This is a genomic window from Leclercia sp. Colony189 (assembly GCF_009740165.1).
Classification (GTDB): domain Bacteria; phylum Pseudomonadota; class Gammaproteobacteria; order Enterobacterales; family Enterobacteriaceae; genus Enterobacter.
This window is the reverse complement of record NZ_CP046557.1, coordinates 2,383,299-2,398,912: the sequence shown is the minus strand read 5'-3', so window position 1 is coordinate 2,398,912 and position 15,614 is coordinate 2,383,299. Positions and strand designations below refer to the sequence as shown.

Sequence of the window (15,614 nt, the reverse complement as noted above, 5' to 3'; positions counted from 1 at the left end):
ATTCTCATCCATAATCAGGCGAAGCGATGACTTTGCCAGCCGGAAGCGATGTCAGCGGTACCATTTACTCGAAGGGAGTTGTTATGAATTTACGTCACCTGTGCTCGCCGCGTCTGCGTAGCTCACTGCTGTTGGGGTCTTTGCTGGTAGCTGGTTCTTTTAATGTTCATGCCGCAGAAGAGATGCTGCGTAAAGCGGTGGGTAAAGGCGCATATGAAATGGCCGTCAGCCAGCAGGAAAATGCTCTATGGGTTGCCACCACCCAGAGCCGCAAAATCGATAAAGGTGGGGTGGTCTACCGCCTCGATCCGCTGACGCTGGAAGTGACGCAGGCCATTCATAGCGACCTGAAGCCGTTTGGCGCCACCATCAATAACGCCACCCAGACCCTGTGGTTTGGCAATACCACCAACAGCGCGGTAACGGCTATTGATGCCAAAACCGGTGACGTGAAGGGCCGTCTGGTGCTTGACGATCGTAAGCGCAGCGAGACTGTGAAACCGCTGCAACCGCGTGAGCTGGTGGCGGATGACACCACGAACACTGTCTATATCACCGGTATCGGCAAAGAGAGCGTGATTTGGGTGGTGGACGGCGAAACGCTGAAGCTGAAAGAGACCATTACCGGCACCGGCAAATTCAGCACCGGCCTGGCGCTGGATGCCCAGGCGAAACGTCTCTACACCACCAACGGCGACGGCGAGCTGGTGACCATCGACACCGCCAGCCATAAAATCATCGAGCGTAAGAAGCTGCAGGACGACGGGAAAGAGCACTTCTACCTGAACCTGAGCCTGGACGTTAAAGGCCAGCGCGCATTCATCACCGATTCTAAGCAGCCGGAAGTGCTGGTTGTCTCCCTGAAAGATGGCAGCATCATCAGCAAGGTGGCAGCCCCGGAATCTCTGGCGGTGCTGTTTAACCCGGCCCGGGACGAAGCCTACGTCACCCACCGTGAAGCGGGCAAGGTGAGCGTGATTGACGCCAAAACCTACAAAGTGACCAAAACGCACGACACGCCGACCTTCCCGAACAGCCTGGCGCTCTCCGCCGACGGCAAAACCCTGTACGTGACGGTGAAGCAGAAGTCGACCCGCCAGCAGGAAGCCACCCAGCCGGATGACGTGATCCGTATCGCGCTGTAAGGTTGGTTATGCCGCCCGATGGATGTTAAACCCCAGGCCCGCGCAAGCGCAGCGCCGCCGGTCAACGAGGACGAGTGCGGTCTTTATGCCGGGTGGCGGCTGCGCCTTACCCGGCCTACCAACAGCCAAACCGTAGGCCCGCGCAAGCGCAGCGCCGCCGGGCAACGAGGACGGGTACGGTCTTTATGCCGGGTGGCGGCTGCGCCTTACCCGGCCTACCAACGGCCAAACCGTAGGCCCGCGCAAGCGCAGCGCCGCCGGGCAACGAGGACGGGCACGGTCTTTATATCGAGTGGCGGCTGCGCCTTACCCGGCCTACCAACAGCCAAACCGTAGGCACGCGCAAGCGCAGCGCCGCCGGGCAATGAGGACGGGTGCGGTCTTTATGCCGGGTGGCGGCTGCGCCTTACCCGGCCTACGGAGCAGGACGCTGGCACAGGCCGCTTGCCAGGTGCGTAAACACCTTAATAATGTCCGGCAGCGCCTTCTGCGGGTCCTGGCTGGCGGCGATCCACAGCGCGGCATTCATGGCCGCGCTGTTTAACATATAGGCTGCACTGCCCGCATCCACAGGCTTAATCACACCGCGTTCGAGCATCTTGAGGATGCTCTGGCGCGTGGATTCAAGGCAGCTCAACTGACCGGGCCACTGGGCGGGATCGCCGAGAAAAGCAGGGCCATCAAGCAGCACGATGCGTCGCACCTCCGGATCAAGCGCCATTTTGATATAGGCGATCCCCTCCGCCAGCAGTCTTTCCCAGTCATCTTCCACCCCGGCGGCCTCAGCCTTCGCACGCTGCGCCATATCTCGATCTATCTGGTCGACAACGGCGGCGAGCAGCCCCTTTTTATCACCAAAATTGTGGTACAGCGCCCCGCGGGTAAGGCCGACGCTTGCGGTTAATTCATCCATGGATGCGGCGGCAAAGCCGTTTTCCGCAAAGGCTTTTCGTGCAGCCATCAGCAGTTTTGCACGGTTCTCTTCCATCGTTTCGCTGCGGCGTCTGGCAACCATAAGCTCTCCAATTTCATTTGACATACGCGGCGTATGTGATATTAATTTGACATACGCCGCGTATATTAAATCATCTTTACGCGCTGCGCGTTGCCTTTTCCAACGTTAATACAATACAGGATACCTTATGATCCAGCGCGAACCGGTTTTCCCCGCCAACCGTCATGCTCTTTATGAAGCACACGGTTATTCTGCCGCCATCCGTTCCGGCGATTTGCTGTTTGTTTCGGGTCAGGTGGGAAGCCGCGCCGATGGCACCCCCGAGCCCGATTTCGCCGCTCAGGTGCAGCTTGCGTTTGATAATCTGAAAGCGACCCTTGCCGCGGCGGGGTGTACCTTTGACGATCTGATTGATGTGACAACCTTCCACACCGATCCTGAGAATCAGTTCCCAACGATCATGCAGGTCAAACAGGCGATTTTCCCGCAGGCTCCTTATCCGAACTGGACCGCCGTCGGCGTCACCTGGCTTGCCGGATTTGATTTCGAAATTAAGGTCATCGCGCGCATTCCTGCTCCGGTTGCTTAGGCTCCCGGGCAAAAAAAAGGGAAGGCATCTGCCTTCCCTTTTTTATTGAAGCGATTAACGCGCGGTATCTTCCACCAGCGGAGCGTCATGCTTCTCTTCATCCGGGTGCTTTGGCGCGGTGCTGTGGACCGCATGCACGCGCTTGCGCACACCAAACCAGCCCGCGACCAGCAGAACCGCCAGCAGCGGGATGGTGGCGATGGTGTAGGTGCCGTTCGGGTAGTCGAACGCCATCAGCACCAGCACGCTGAACAGGAACAGCAGTGTCAGCCAGGAGGTGACCGGCGCGCCCGGCATTCTGAAGCTTACCGGGGCGGCGGTGCCTTCTTTGATCGCCTTGCGCAGACGCATCTGGCACACCACGATGAAGGCCCAGGAGGCGATAATGCCCAGCGCCGCAACGTTTAAGACGATCTCAAAGACCTGGGACGGCACCAGATAGTTCAGGAATACGCCGAAGACGTAGACCACCAGCGTCGCCAGAATGCCCGCATAGGGCACCTGCTGTTTGCTCATTTTCGACATAAACTGCGGCGCAGAGCCGCCCATCGACATGGAGCGCAGAATACGCCCGGTGGAGTAAAGGCCGGAGTTCAGGCTGGAGAGCGCCGCGGTCAGCACCACGATATTCATGATGCTGCCCACGTACGGCACGCCGAGCTTCGAGAAGAAGGTCACGAACGGGCTCTGGCCCGCCTGATAGGCGTTCCATGGCAGGAGCAGAACCAGCAGCACCACGGAGCCGACATAGAAGAGGCCGATACGCCAGATCACGCTGTTGATCGCTTTGGGTACCGTTTTCTCCGGCTCTTTACATTCGCCCGCCGCGGTGCCCACCAGTTCAATGGAGGCAAAGGCGAACACCACGCCCTGCACCAGCACCAGGGCAGGCAGCAGGCCGTGCGGGAAGAAGCCGCCGTTATCGGTGATCAGGTGGAAGCCGGTCATGTTGCCATCCAGCGTTTTACCGCTGCCGAGGAACACGGTGCCCACTACCAGGAAGATGACGATCGCCAGCACTTTTACCAGCGCAAACCAGAACTCCATCTCAGCGAACCACTTCACGCCGATCATGTTCATGGTGCCGACAATCGCCAGCGCGCCAAGGGCAAACACCCACTGCGGCACATCGCCAAACGCGCCCCAGTAGTGCATATAGAGGGCCACGGCGGTGATATCCACGATCCCGGTCATCGCCCAGTTTACAAAGTACATCCAGCCCGCCACGTAAGCGGCTTTCTCACCGAGAAACTCGCGAGCGTAAGAGACAAAGCTGCCGCTGGACGGACGGTGTAACACCAGCTCGCCAAGCGCACGCAGAATAAAGAAGGAGAAGATACCGCACACCAGATAGACCAGTGCCAGAGCCGGGCCAGCCATCTGCAGACGTGCGCCTGCACCTAAAAACAGCCCGGTACCGATAGCGCCGCCGATGGCAATCATCTGCACCTGACGGTTGCCCATCGCCTTGTGATAGCCCTCTTCGTGGGCGTTCAACCAGCGACGTTTCGCAGCGTGATGATCGGCTGCGCTTTTATTGCTTGTTTTCATTGAGTTACCTGTTTGCCTGTCTGAATCAAGAACATCGTGTCCATAACCGGCGCTCGGCAATACAAACGATTGCTCTCGCGCGGAAATATTCTGCCTTTCCAGTCATTCTGCGTATGGATAAGGCAAAACATGGCGAAGCATCCTACCTGCAATTAATAAACGACGCAAAAAATAACGGCGTGAAAGTGATGCAGATGGAATGATTATTTGCGTCCAACTGGATGCGGATTTCCTGTTCCTGAAGGATGAACGCCCAGGCATACAGACCACATGTGTGGCAGGCGCATAATGAGGCCGCGATGACCCATATCGCCATCGTCGAAGCGGTGAACGGCAGCCAGGTGGACTGGCTGGAGAAAGTCACCGACGAGCACTATCCGCAGATGTAGAAAATCTGTTTTTGATAAAGGCGATCAGCGAAACGCCATTGGGATGCACGATGGCGTGCAGCGCCCGGGTATAGTCCAGCACCAGCCCGGGCGTCCAGGCCATATTGGTGGCGCGTTTGCGCAGCTGCGCGGCGATCCACAGCTCCGGAATGAGCAGCAGCCGCAAAAAACCGCCCCGGGTACAGCGCTCTTTCAACACGCCATCCAGAGCCGCTTCAAGGGCATACGCCACGCTGCTGGAGCAGTTGCGCCAGGTGAGGTTATAGGTTTCGGTCTGGCGGTACTGCGTCCAGAAACTGTTAAGCGACGCCGCATTAAAAATGGAGAAGTGGATTTTGCGGTTAGACTCGCACCAGATCCCCGCCTCATAGCGATAGTCAGGTTGGTATTTCCCCGCCACGGTATTCGCTTCCACCGCTTTGAGCAGATTAAAAAACTCGGAGGGGGAACGGTCGATCTCCGCTGCCGGATAGAGGCTGATGTAGAGGTGGGGAGGGCACTCCAGCGCCGCATGGCCGGTGGATATCACCCCGTTGGCATCCACGGCGGCGATATAGCGGTTAATGACCGGGCGCGGCAGGGGCTGCTGTTTTGCCGATCCTTCCGGGGTCCAGACATGCACAATCAGCTGATTGCCCGGCGTGTTTGTCACGGTGGGGGGCAGCGCCTCGCGCGGGGCGGGGATCAACGTCTGCGGGGCGAGAATATCAAACACCGAGCGGCCATGACGGACCTGCCGCATCCGCAGGGAGAGGAGCACCGACTGCACCCCGCCGGTGAGCATGACCATGCCGATAAACTGCGAGACGGTGCCATCATGCTGCGTTGGAAAGGGCAGGAATAGAAAAATAGCGAACAGGATCTGTGCCACCCCGGCGAGCAGCGCTCGCCGCCAGTGGGTAAAGCGCACCACCACGGCAGAGGCGATGGTGAACAGGCCGGTAATGAAGTACGCCAGCCCAAAGACGATGGCCAGCGCCAGCGTGCCGTCGTGGCGTCCGGATAAAATCAACATGGCGATGAGCAGGAACAGGCCGCCCTTGAAGTAAAAGATGCCGCGCTGGGTTCCTTTCGCCGCCGACCCCAATGTCAGGGATACCAGACTGTCGAGCAGCAGAAACAGGCCAAAGATATGCAGCGGAAAGTGCAGCCCGCCCTGCAAGCCATCGATAAAAATGGCCAGCCCAAGCCCGCCCCAGAGCACGCCTGCCAGCATAAAGTAAGGTGCCGCTTTACGGACAAATGTCGCACCGGCGAGCAAAAAGGCGATCTGCAGCATCGTTAAACCTCCTCCTGCGGCGTGGTCTGGAACAGGCTTCCTCTCTCGCCGGACCAGAAGGCGACAATTACCGGGCGATCCTTATCCGCCATCAGCAGCATATTGCGCTCTGTTATCGATAGCGGTGGGCGGTCCGCCAGCGCCAGGCTGAAACGAAAGGGCTCGGTTACGGGCTGACCCTGCGCTACCGCCTGCCAGCGGGCAACCAACTGTTGCTTCTGCTTTGCATCGGGAACCCGGGCGAGCAGGGCTTCCCGGCTGGTGAGAGGGGCTAATACGGCACTGAGGCGCGGGTCGGCATGAGACTCCCAGACCAGACGACCGCTTTCAGGATCCAAAGAGTACGCCACGCCCTGAAAACGGCCATCCCCTGGACGGTGTGTTTTCTGGGCGCGGATAAAGACCAGCAGCAGGGCGGCCGCGGAAAGGTAGCACTGTGCCAGCAATATCGACTCTTCCGGCGTCAGGCGGGCAAAATAGAAGGGGCCGGTCTCCTGCCATGAGGCGTAGATAACCACCGCGCTAAAGAGAATAAAGGCCAGCGACGCCAGACGATTACCGCACACCACGGTGGTTGCGGTCAGCAGGATCAACGGCAGGCAGGCGAGGGAGTAAATCAGGGCGATATTGTCGCCGCGATCGGGCACATCGCTAAAGATGAACAGGGTCGCCAGCAGTATTGCAAACACTAAACAGACCCCGAACAGCGACTCGCGCCGCGCCGCTTTATCCCCCGGGGCCAGCAGGCCCATCAGCGGCGGGGTGACAAACAGCGTGCCGGTGACGTTGGCGCCCCAGGCGAGCCAGAACCAGCTCATCTGAAGGGTGCCGGCAAGAGAAGAGAGCCAGATCGCCCCTGCGAGCGCGTTCAGGGTACTGAAGACGACCGTGGCAATCGTCCAGGTGACGATCTTATGCAGCCGATCGTAATGCCGTGAAAAGTAATGCACCGACCAGGCAATCCCCAGATGGCTGGTCAGTGAAAACGCCCCCAGCGCCAGGGAGACGTGAAAAGTATGGTGAAAGGTGAGCCCCAGCACCAGACGGGCAATAAACAGAACCAGCCACAGCGCGAGCCATTGCTTTTTTGGACTCAGCAGAAAGGCGGTGACGGCAACACCTGAAGGTAGCCAGATAAAAGCCGTCCGGATGTCGGGGCCGTCGAGACAGAGCGACAGCCATCCCAGGAGATAGTAGAGCGCCCCCCAGGCGAGTAAGGAATACGCTGACGTCAGTTTCGCTGCTTTCATCCAGGCTCCCGGCGGCGGTTATCGCTTTAAAAAGATATGACCTTTTCGCCGGGTTAGCCATTTTTGCGGTGATCGGTAAGGCGTATTAGTCAAACCCCCGATCTCATGTCATGCACCCGATATTCACGCGTATTGTTCAAATATCAGAGTGCTGTTCTGCCTTTTTGGGGGATGGGTGTCGGAGAGACAGCAATACGGCAGCTAATGTCAGTAACGGGATACCATGAAAAATGACAATAACCAGCGCGGGGGTAAACCAGATATAGAATGGCGCGACAATTAACATACCCACGCCAAATCCGGTCATCTGCAGCAGCGTCATCAGGCTAAAAACAGGCAATCGTAATGATTCAGGCTCGCGTTGAATACGCGAGATCAGACTGACGTCCGCCAGACCATCTCCCACTCCGGCCACTGCGATAAACAGCAGTGCCAGCGGAAGGGCTGTCTGTTGAAAGGTAAAGATAAAACCAAGGGACATAAACGCCACGCCATAAAAAAACAGCCGATCTGTACGCATCTCGCAGCGCACTAACAGGTAGTTTGCCAGACGCGCCCCGGCGAATTTTCCACTGGCCCAGACTGCCAGCAAAAGACCCATTGTTTTCCCGGCTGATGCGGGTGTAAAAAGCGCAGAAATGATGGGAAAGCCTACGTTATGGGCAGCACTGCCCAGGGTATCGGCCATGGTTACCAGCAACATGCCTGCCAACAGCGGAGCCGTCCGCAGCCCTGTGACCAGATTACGCCACTCTTTACGCTGCTGGGTTGACTCATCAGCAACAGGCTGCACCAAAAAGCGTAACGGCAGTACGCACAAACCCGCCACCAGATAAGTCACAATATTCGCAGCAAACACAATCTCGTAGCCGCTGGTCGCCAGAAGAATACCGGATACAAGGCTTCCCGTCACCGCCCCCGTCGCAGAGGCAGAGGTTAACCAGGCGTTTGTTGATACACGTCGGGACTCATCAATCCACAAGGGCAGCTGACTGTTAAGCCCGATAGCGAACATCGAATTTCCCAGTCCAATACCCAGTGCAATCAAAGGCAAGATATAAAGCTGAGTCGCCGCAGGCAAAATTAACAGCGAGGCTAACAGCGCAGCGCGTATTACATCAAAAGCCACTAAAGGCAGACGGCCATGAAAGCGGCGAAAAAAAGGCACACCGACAGCACTTGCAATGATGCCTCCTGTCACCCGGCAGGCCAGAAAGATACTCACATGCGTTACGCTCTGGCTCAGCAAATAGACATAGGTGGACAGCACCACCATATTCAGGAAAGCACCAAAATCAGAGATAAACCTGGCCGTAATGATTAAGCCGCTATTTCTGGCGGAACGGGTATTCACTCTTTCGTCTGGCAGTCTATCACTCATTCAGGTTGCCCTTGTGGAAAACAGCGACAGGTATCTGTCTGATTATGCATGGTTTAACATATTCTTAACCCAGATGCGCTTTCCATCAAGTCATCTTCAGTTGGCGTGCGACCACCGTCTGTTTTTTATCGTTTTACCCCATCACTTTTAGCCGCCAAACACCGCAATCGCCTGTTGCAGGCGGGTGGTGCGCTGGGTGAGGTGGTTGGCCGCCTGAGTGACATGCTCGACCATCCCGGTATTGTTATGGGTCATTACCCCGATACGGGAGATGGACTCATTAATCAGGCTCAGGGCCTGGGTCTGCTCCTGGGTAGCGTGTCCTATCTCCTTAATAAGTGATGACATATTCAGTACGTTGACAATCATGGTGGTCAGCTGCGCTTCGGTCTGCGCTACCATATCCACCCCGGCATTGACGCTGGCGACGTTTTTCTCGATAAGCGCGGCGATCTCCTTTGCCGCTGACGCCGAGTGCTGGGCCAGATTACGCACCTCGGCGGCCACCACCGCAAAACCGCGTCCGGCTTCTCCGGCGCGGGCCGCTTCTACCGCGGCATTGAGCGCCAGAATATTGGTCTGGAAGGCGATCCGGTCGATCACTGCGATAATATCGACGATCTGACCGTTATCCTTTGATACCGACTGCATCACGCCGATGGTTTGCTTCATCACGGCTTCGCCACGGTACGCGCTGGCGCTGGTCTGGTCCGCCATCTGAATAGCCTGCTCTGCTGTTTCTGCGGTCTGCTGAACCGCGCTGGCTATCTCTTCCACCGCCGCGGCCGTCTGCTGGAGATCGTCCGCCGTCTCTTCGGATCGCGCCTGCAGGGCATCGCCTTCCTTCGCCACCTGCTGGCTGATAGCGCGAATGCCGCTGATTTGCGTTCCCACATCATCCACCAGCGAATTGAGGTTTAAGCCGGACTGGTTAACCAGTCGCATCATTAAGCCTATTTCGTCGACACGTTCAAAATGGGTAGAGTCCGTTTTGCGCCCGGAAACCACGCACTGCATCTTTTTGACGATGGTTTTTAACGGGCGACAAATCTGGGCATTAAGAAACAACCCCAGCAAAATAAAGAGGAGCCCCAGCGCCGCAATTTGAATTAATCCGCCGGGGAGAGATAAAGAAACGGCAAAGGCGAGCAGGGCGGTTATCCCAAGGGAGTAATTAATCCGTTTTGCCGTGCTGAGACGTTTGAAAAGCGAGAGAAAGGAAAATAGTCCCCGGCGAACCAGCACCCCTTTATAAAAGCGGTGGCCTTTTAGCTGATTATTACGCACCCGTCCATAGAGCGCTTCACTGGCATCAATCTCATGGCGCGCGGGAATATTGCGCACCGAGATATAGCCGGTAAGCATGTCATTCTGATAAACCGGCGTTACGTTGGCGCGCACCCAGTAGTGATCCCCGTTGTGACGGCGGTTCTTCACCAGTCCCGTCCAGCTTTCACCTGCTTGCAGGGTAAACCACATATCGGCAAACGCCTCTGCGGGCATATCCGGATGGCGGATCACATTATGAGGTTCACCAATAAGATGTTCTTCTTTATAACCGCTGGCATCAATAAAGGCCGAGTTCGCGTAAGTAATATGGCTCTGGATATCGGTGGTCGACATTAAGGTCGAGCCTTCGTTAAGCAAATACTCGTTTTGTGTAACGTGATTGTTACGCCTCATAAATTACTCCAGGCTGATGTCTGCGTAAATAAAAGCCACCCGAAAAAGATTCAGGTAAGGTTGTATATTATTTTAAATAGTCCGGACGGCGTATTCTCCACAAATTCCCGATAATTAGAAAGTATCGCCATTAACTATTTTTTATTGGTTATGGGTGGCGCGCGTAATAAAAATGTCATCAACAAGGAGAAAAGGTTGGGGGTGGCGGGGAATAAATTGACTTAAGCCAAATATAAAGAAAGTAATGGATACCTGACCGAAACCGGACTCTTCGAAATAGCGTTTCATTAACAATGATAAAACATTATCATGGTTGACCACGGTTATCCGCTTAACAGGTGAGACGATGAAAATTAATATTATTGGCACCAGCGGCAGCGGCAAGAGCACGCTCGCCCGCCGGATCGCCACTGAACTGGCGCTGCCCTGTATCGAAATGGATACCCTCTACTGGCTCCCGGAGTGGCAGGGTACCCCGGACGATGTTCTCTTTGCGAAACTGGAAGCCGCCCTCAGCGCGACACCTGGCTGGGTGCTGGACGGCAACTATAACCGCACCCGGCCCCTGAAATGGCGCGACGTGGATCTGGTGGTATGGGTGGATTACGGCCTGGCCCGCACCCTGCGTCAGGCGGTGACGCGGGCGGTAAAACGCGCCTGGACGCAGCAGGAGCTGTGGCCCGGCACCGGCAACCGGGAGAGCTTTCGCCGCTCCTTTTTCAGCCGCGAGTCGATCCTGCTCTGGACGCTTAAAACCTGGCGCAGCAACCGGGCGCGCTACGAGGCGGATATGCGCAACCCCTCTTATGCCCATATCCGCTTCGTCCGTATTACCACCCGACAACAGGCCGAAGCGCTGCTCGCGGAGCTACGTGCAGCGCGCTAACCCGCCGCGGTATTTCTGAAATATGGCAAACCAAATGTAAATTAATTGTTTCTCAGCGGTGAAATCGCCCCTTAATAATGGCGACATGTTTAGTCAAACGAGATTGCAACATGTCCTGGCGAATCAGCATTCTGGATAAAAGTCCTGTCGCAGAACACGAAACGGCCGCCGATGCGCTGGCCCGCACCCTGAGCCTGGCGCAGCAGGCGGAGACGCTGGGTTATCACCGCTTCTGGATTGCCGAACACCACAACACCCCGCAACTGGCGAGTCCGTCCCCGGAGCTGCTGATTGCCTGGATCCTCGGGCAGACCCGGCGCATTCGCGTCGGTTCCGGCGGGGTCATGCTGCAACACTACAGCCCCTACAAAGTGGCGGAAAACTTCAACCTGCTGGCGGCGATTGCCCCGGGGCGTGTGGATCTGGGCGTCGGCAAGGCGCCCGGCGGGCTGCCGCTCTCGACAAAGGCGCTCCAGCTCGGCCTCAACTCGCAGGAGAAGGGCGATTTCGCCGCACAGCTGGCGCAGCTGGATGGCTGGATCAACCCAGGTTCAGAGGAGGAGGCGGTGCGTGCCACCCCGCGGCCGCAGGTGCCTGCCGCCGGTTTTCTGCTCGGTGCCAGCGTGGAGAGCGCGCGTCTCGCCGCCCGCCTCAACTGGGACTTTGTCTTTGCCGCCCATCTGAATGGCGACCCCGAACTTTTGCGTGAGGTCATTGAGACCTGGCGCGCCCACAGCGCCCGGGAGGTGATTGTCGCGGTGCAGGCCATCGTTGCCCCCACACAGGCGCAGGCCGGGGCGCTGGCAAGCGCAGTAGAAGTATGGGGCGTTGAGCTGGCCAACGGCCAGCGGGTGACCGTCGCCAGCGAAGAGCAGGCCTACGCCTTTGCCCGCCAGGCGAACAGTGAGCCGCTGCGCATCGCCCGTCGCGCCCAGTCCTTGCTGGTGGGTACTGCGGAGTCTGTGCTGGAACAGCTGGAGGCGTTGCATCAGCAGTGGGGCATTGACGAGTTCATCATCGATACGCCGGTGGCCGACGGCGCTGCGCGGGTGCAGTCCCTGCGCCTGCTGGCCCAGGCCCGACAGCAACGGGAGGTGGCGGTATGAGCCTGGAGCAACAGCTGATCGCCTGGCGCCGCGAGCTGCACCAGAACCCGGAGCTTTCCGGCGAGGAGGTAGAAACCACCGTGCGCCTGCGCCAGTGGCTGGGGGATGCCGGGATCGCCATCCTTCCCTATGACCTGCAAACCGGCGTGGTCGCCGAGGTGGGGAGGGGGGAAAAACAGATTGCCCTGCGCGCGGATATCGACGCCCTGCCGATTGAGGAGCGCAGCGGGGTGGCGTTCACCTCTCAGCGTGCCGGGGTGATGCACGCCTGCGGCCACGACATACACACCAGCGTGATCCTCGGCGCCGCCTTGCAACTGAAAGCGCGGGAAGAGGCGCTCAATGGCCGGGTGCGGATCCTGTTCCAGCCCGCGGAGGAGAACTTCGGCGGCGCCAAAAGCCTGGTCCGCGCCGGGGCCCTGCGCGACGTCAGCGCCATCTTCGGCATGCATAACGAACCTGGTTTACCGGTCGGACACTTTGCCACCCGTGGCGGCCCGTTCTACGCCAACGTCGACCGCTTCGTGTTGCGCATTACCGGTAAAGGCGCTCACGCCGCCCGTCCTCATGAAGGTCACGACGCTATCGTGACCGCCAGTCAGCTGGTGACGGCCCTGCAAAGCGTTGCCAGCCGCAACGTCAACACCCTCGACTCGGTGGTACTGAGCGTGACGCGCATTACCGGGGGAAATACCTGGAACGTGCTGCCGGAGCACGTCGAGCTGGAAGGAACCCTGCGCACCCATCGCACCGAAGTGCAGCAGAACGTGAAGGCCCGGGTAGCTGAGATCGCCGCCGGATTCGCCAGCGCCTTTAATGCGCAGATCGATATCACCTGGTATGCCGGGCCTACCGCGCTGGTCAACGACGCCACCTGGGCCGAGTTTGCCACCTCGGTGGCGCGGGAAACTGGCTACGAGACGCAGCAGGCGGAGCTACACATGGGCGGGGAGGATTTCGCCGTCTACCTCCAGCAGATCCCCGGCGCCTTCGTCAGCATTGGCAGCGCCAGCCCCTATGGATTGCATCATCCGGCTTTTAACCCGGACGAAGCCCTCATCGCACCCGCCGCGCGCTATTTCGCCCGGCTTGCAGAAAAAGCACTGAATCAACTTTAAGGGGAAGGAGTCACTATGACCGCAACACGACAGCTGCGTCTGGGCACGATATTGCATGGCGCGTCGGGGAATATGTCGGCCTGGCGCCACCCGGCAGCAATCGCCGATGCCAGCATCAATTTTGATTTCGTCAAAGAGACGGCCCTGAAGGCCGAAGCGGGCAAGCTCGACTTTATCTTTGTCGCGGATGGCCTCTACATCAACGAGAAGTCGATCCCGCACTTCCTCAACCGCTTTGAGCCCCTGACCGTGCTGTCAGCGCTGGCGACCGTCACCTCCCGGCTGGGGCTGGTGGGGACATTATCTACCTCCTACAGCGAGCCGTTCACCGTGGCGCGCCAGTTCGCCAGCCTCGATCACCTGAGCCATGGCCGGGCGGGCTGGAATGTGGTCACCTCGCCGCTGGAGGGGTCAGCAAAAAACTTCTCCCGGGATAAGCACCCGGAGCACGCCCTGCGTTACCGGATTGCCGACGAATATCTCGACGTGGTGAAAGGGCTGTGGGACTCCTGGGAGGGCGACGCCTTCGTGCGTAACAAAGCGACCGGGCAGTTCTTTGATCCGCAAAAGCTGCACACCCTCGATCACCACGGGGATTTCTTTAAGGTGACCGGGCCGCTGAACATTGGCCGCACGCCGCAGGGCAGGCCGATTGTCTTCCAGGCCGGCGCCTCGGACGATGGCAAAAGGCTGGCGGCGAAACATGCCGACGCCATCTTTACCCACCATGACACCTTTGATGAGGCCCGGGCGTTCTGGCACGACGTGAAAAGCCAGCTTAAACAGCATGGCCGTCGCGAGGACGAACTGCATATCTTCCAGGGGGTAAGCGTCATCGTCGGGAAAGACAGTGACGATGTGGAGCAGCAGTACCAGACCACCGCCGCGCTGGTCTCCATCAACGATGCCCTGAACTATCTTGGCCGCTACTTTGAGCATCACGATTTCAGCCAGTATCCGCTGGACGAGGCCTTCCCGGACATTGGCGAGCTGGGCAAAAACAGCTTCCGCAGTACCACCGATGAGATCAAGCGCAACGCCCGGGAGCGCAACTTAACCCTGCGTCAGGTGGCGCTGGAAGCCGCCTCGCCGCGCCCGCGTTTTTCCGGCACCCCGGAGCAGGTGGCCGATGGGTTACAGCAGTGGTTTGAAGGCCATGCGGCGGATGGCTTCATTATTCAGGGCGGCACGCCGGACACCTTCCCGCGCTTTGTTGACCAGGTGGTGCCGCTGTTGCAGGCGCGCGGCCTGTTCCGCACTGAATACCCCGGCACCACCCTGCGCGAGAGCCTGGGTTTAGCGCAGCCCGTTAATCAGTTCACAAAACAATAAGAGAACCTGCCATGAAAAAATCATCGCTTATTCTGGCGCTCGCGCTGGCCTTTACCCCTGCCGTCTGGGCAGAGAACGTCACAATTAACGGCACCGGGGTGAGCCTCGAGGCCAATAAAACGCCGATCAACACGGCAAAAAATCCCCAGGCCATCGCCCAGTTGCCCGCCAGTTTTAAACCGGTGGTACCGGGAAAATTCACCGTAGCGATTGCAGGCCTGAGCCAGCCGCCGCTGACGGTCTTCGCCGATGACAACAAAACCCTGATTGGCAGCGAGGCGGATATCGCCCGTCTGGTGGCCGACAGCCTCGGTCTGGAGCTGAACGTGGTGCCCACCTCCTGGGAAGACTGGCCGCTGGGGGTCTCCTCCGGGAAATACGACGCGGCGATCAGCAACATCACCGTGACTAAAGCGCGCAAAGAGAAGTTCGATTTCGCCACCTACCGGAAAGATTCGCTGGGCTTCTATGTCAAATCCACCAGCCCGATCAAGAAACTTGAGCAGGCTGAGGATATCGCCGGGCTACGGATCATTGTGGGCTCCGGCACTAACCAGGAGGCGATCCTGCTGGCGTGGGATGCGGAGAACCAGAAGAAGGGGCTGAAGCCGTTCACCCCCATCTACACCAAAGACGAAGCCGCCCAGACCCTGGCGTTACAGTCCGGTCGCGCGGACGCTTACTTTGGCCCGAACGTGATCGGCGCATGGAAAGCGGCCCTGAACGGGAAAACCAAACTCGTGGGCAGCGTGGACGGCGGCTGGCCGAAAGCGGCGCACATCGCCGTCACCCTGAAAAAAGGCAGTGGCCTTGCAGAGCCGGTGCAGACCGCGCTCAACGGCGTGATCAAGAACGGCGACTACGACAAGGTACTGAACCGCTGGGGTGAAGGCGTGGAGCGCATCCCGTACTCCGAAGTTAACCCGGCTGGTCTTGGCGACTAAGGAGAT

The 15,614-nt window shown here is 58.4% G+C and carries 11 protein-coding genes and 1 pseudogene; 6 read left to right on the top strand and 6 right to left on the bottom strand.

Annotation, left to right across the window (positions count from 1 at the left end):
- Positions 1 to 83 precede the first annotated feature (83 nt).
- The gene (locus tag GNG29_RS11410) at positions 84 to 1,145 is read left to right on the top strand and encodes a YncE family protein (RefSeq protein ID WP_156654545.1); all 1,062 of its coding nucleotides are present in this window, start codon (positions 84 to 86) and stop codon (positions 1,143 to 1,145) included.
- A 415-nt stretch (positions 1,146 to 1,560) separates the two neighbouring features.
- On the opposite strand, the gene GNG29_RS11405 is transcribed toward GNG29_RS11410, so the two are convergent.
- The gene (locus GNG29_RS11405; RefSeq protein ID WP_156654544.1) at positions 1,561 to 2,160 is read right to left on the bottom strand and encodes a TetR/AcrR family transcriptional regulator; all 600 of its coding nucleotides are present in this window, start codon (positions 2,158 to 2,160) and stop codon (positions 1,561 to 1,563) included.
- 127 nt (positions 2,161 to 2,287) lie between these two features.
- On the opposite strand from GNG29_RS11405, the gene GNG29_RS11400 reads away from it, so the two are divergent.
- Positions 2,288 to 2,689 (top strand): RidA family protein, encoded by a 402-nt coding sequence (locus GNG29_RS11400; RefSeq protein WP_103179686.1) that lies wholly within the window; start codon positions 2,288 to 2,290, stop codon positions 2,687 to 2,689.
- 54 nt (positions 2,690 to 2,743) lie between these two features.
- On the opposite strand, the gene ansP is transcribed toward GNG29_RS11400, so the two are convergent.
- The 5 genes from ansP to GNG29_RS11370 form a co-directional block, all read right to left on the bottom strand.
- Positions 2,744 to 4,240, bottom strand: coding sequence for an L-asparagine permease (gene ansP / locus GNG29_RS11395; RefSeq protein WP_156654543.1), 1,497 nt, complete (start codon positions 4,238 to 4,240; stop codon positions 2,744 to 2,746).
- 360 nt (positions 4,241 to 4,600) lie between these two features.
- Positions 4,601 to 5,908 (bottom strand): HdeD family acid-resistance protein, encoded by a 1,308-nt coding sequence (locus tag GNG29_RS11385; RefSeq protein ID WP_197431841.1) that lies wholly within the window; start codon positions 5,906 to 5,908, stop codon positions 4,601 to 4,603.
- A gap of 2 nt (positions 5,909 to 5,910) precedes the next feature.
- The gene (locus GNG29_RS11380; protein WP_156654542.1) at positions 5,911 to 7,158 is read right to left on the bottom strand and encodes an MASE1 domain-containing protein; all 1,248 of its coding nucleotides are present in this window, start codon (positions 7,156 to 7,158) and stop codon (positions 5,911 to 5,913) included.
- A gap of 136 nt (positions 7,159 to 7,294) precedes the next feature.
- Complete coding sequence (locus GNG29_RS11375; protein ID WP_156654541.1) at positions 7,295 to 8,539, bottom strand: MFS transporter; 1,245 nt, start codon at positions 8,537 to 8,539, stop codon at positions 7,295 to 7,297.
- 147 nt (positions 8,540 to 8,686) lie between these two features.
- Positions 8,687 to 10,222: a methyl-accepting chemotaxis protein gene (locus GNG29_RS11370; protein ID WP_156654540.1), complete on the bottom strand. Its 1,536-nt coding sequence runs from the start codon at positions 10,220 to 10,222 to the stop codon at positions 8,687 to 8,689.
- Positions 10,223 to 10,568: 346 nt separating this feature from the next.
- Here GNG29_RS11370 and GNG29_RS11365 point away from each other — a divergent pair, with 346 nt between their 5' ends.
- From GNG29_RS11365 to GNG29_RS23330, 4 genes and pseudogenes are all read left to right on the top strand, one after another.
- Positions 10,569 to 11,108 carry an adenylate kinase gene (locus tag GNG29_RS11365; protein WP_103179681.1) on the top strand — a complete coding sequence of 180 codons (540 nt, stop codon included), beginning with the start codon at positions 10,569 to 10,571 and terminating at the stop codon, positions 11,106 to 11,108.
- Positions 11,109 to 11,218: 110 nt separating this feature from the next.
- Positions 11,219 to 12,214 carry an LLM class flavin-dependent oxidoreductase gene (locus tag GNG29_RS11360; RefSeq protein WP_156654539.1) on the top strand — a complete coding sequence of 332 codons (996 nt, stop codon included), beginning with the start codon at positions 11,219 to 11,221 and terminating at the stop codon, positions 12,212 to 12,214.
- On the top strand, positions 12,211 to 13,332 hold the full coding sequence (locus GNG29_RS11355; RefSeq protein ID WP_156654538.1) for an amidohydrolase: 1,122 nt from the start codon (positions 12,211 to 12,213) through the stop codon (positions 13,330 to 13,332). The genes GNG29_RS11360 and GNG29_RS11355 overlap by 4 nt, the downstream gene beginning before the upstream one ends.
- A 15-nt stretch (positions 13,333 to 13,347) precedes the next feature.
- Positions 13,348 to 15,608, top strand: a pseudogene (locus GNG29_RS23330) (NtaA/DmoA family FMN-dependent monooxygenase).
- The last annotated feature ends 6 nt before the right edge of the window (positions 15,609 to 15,614 follow it).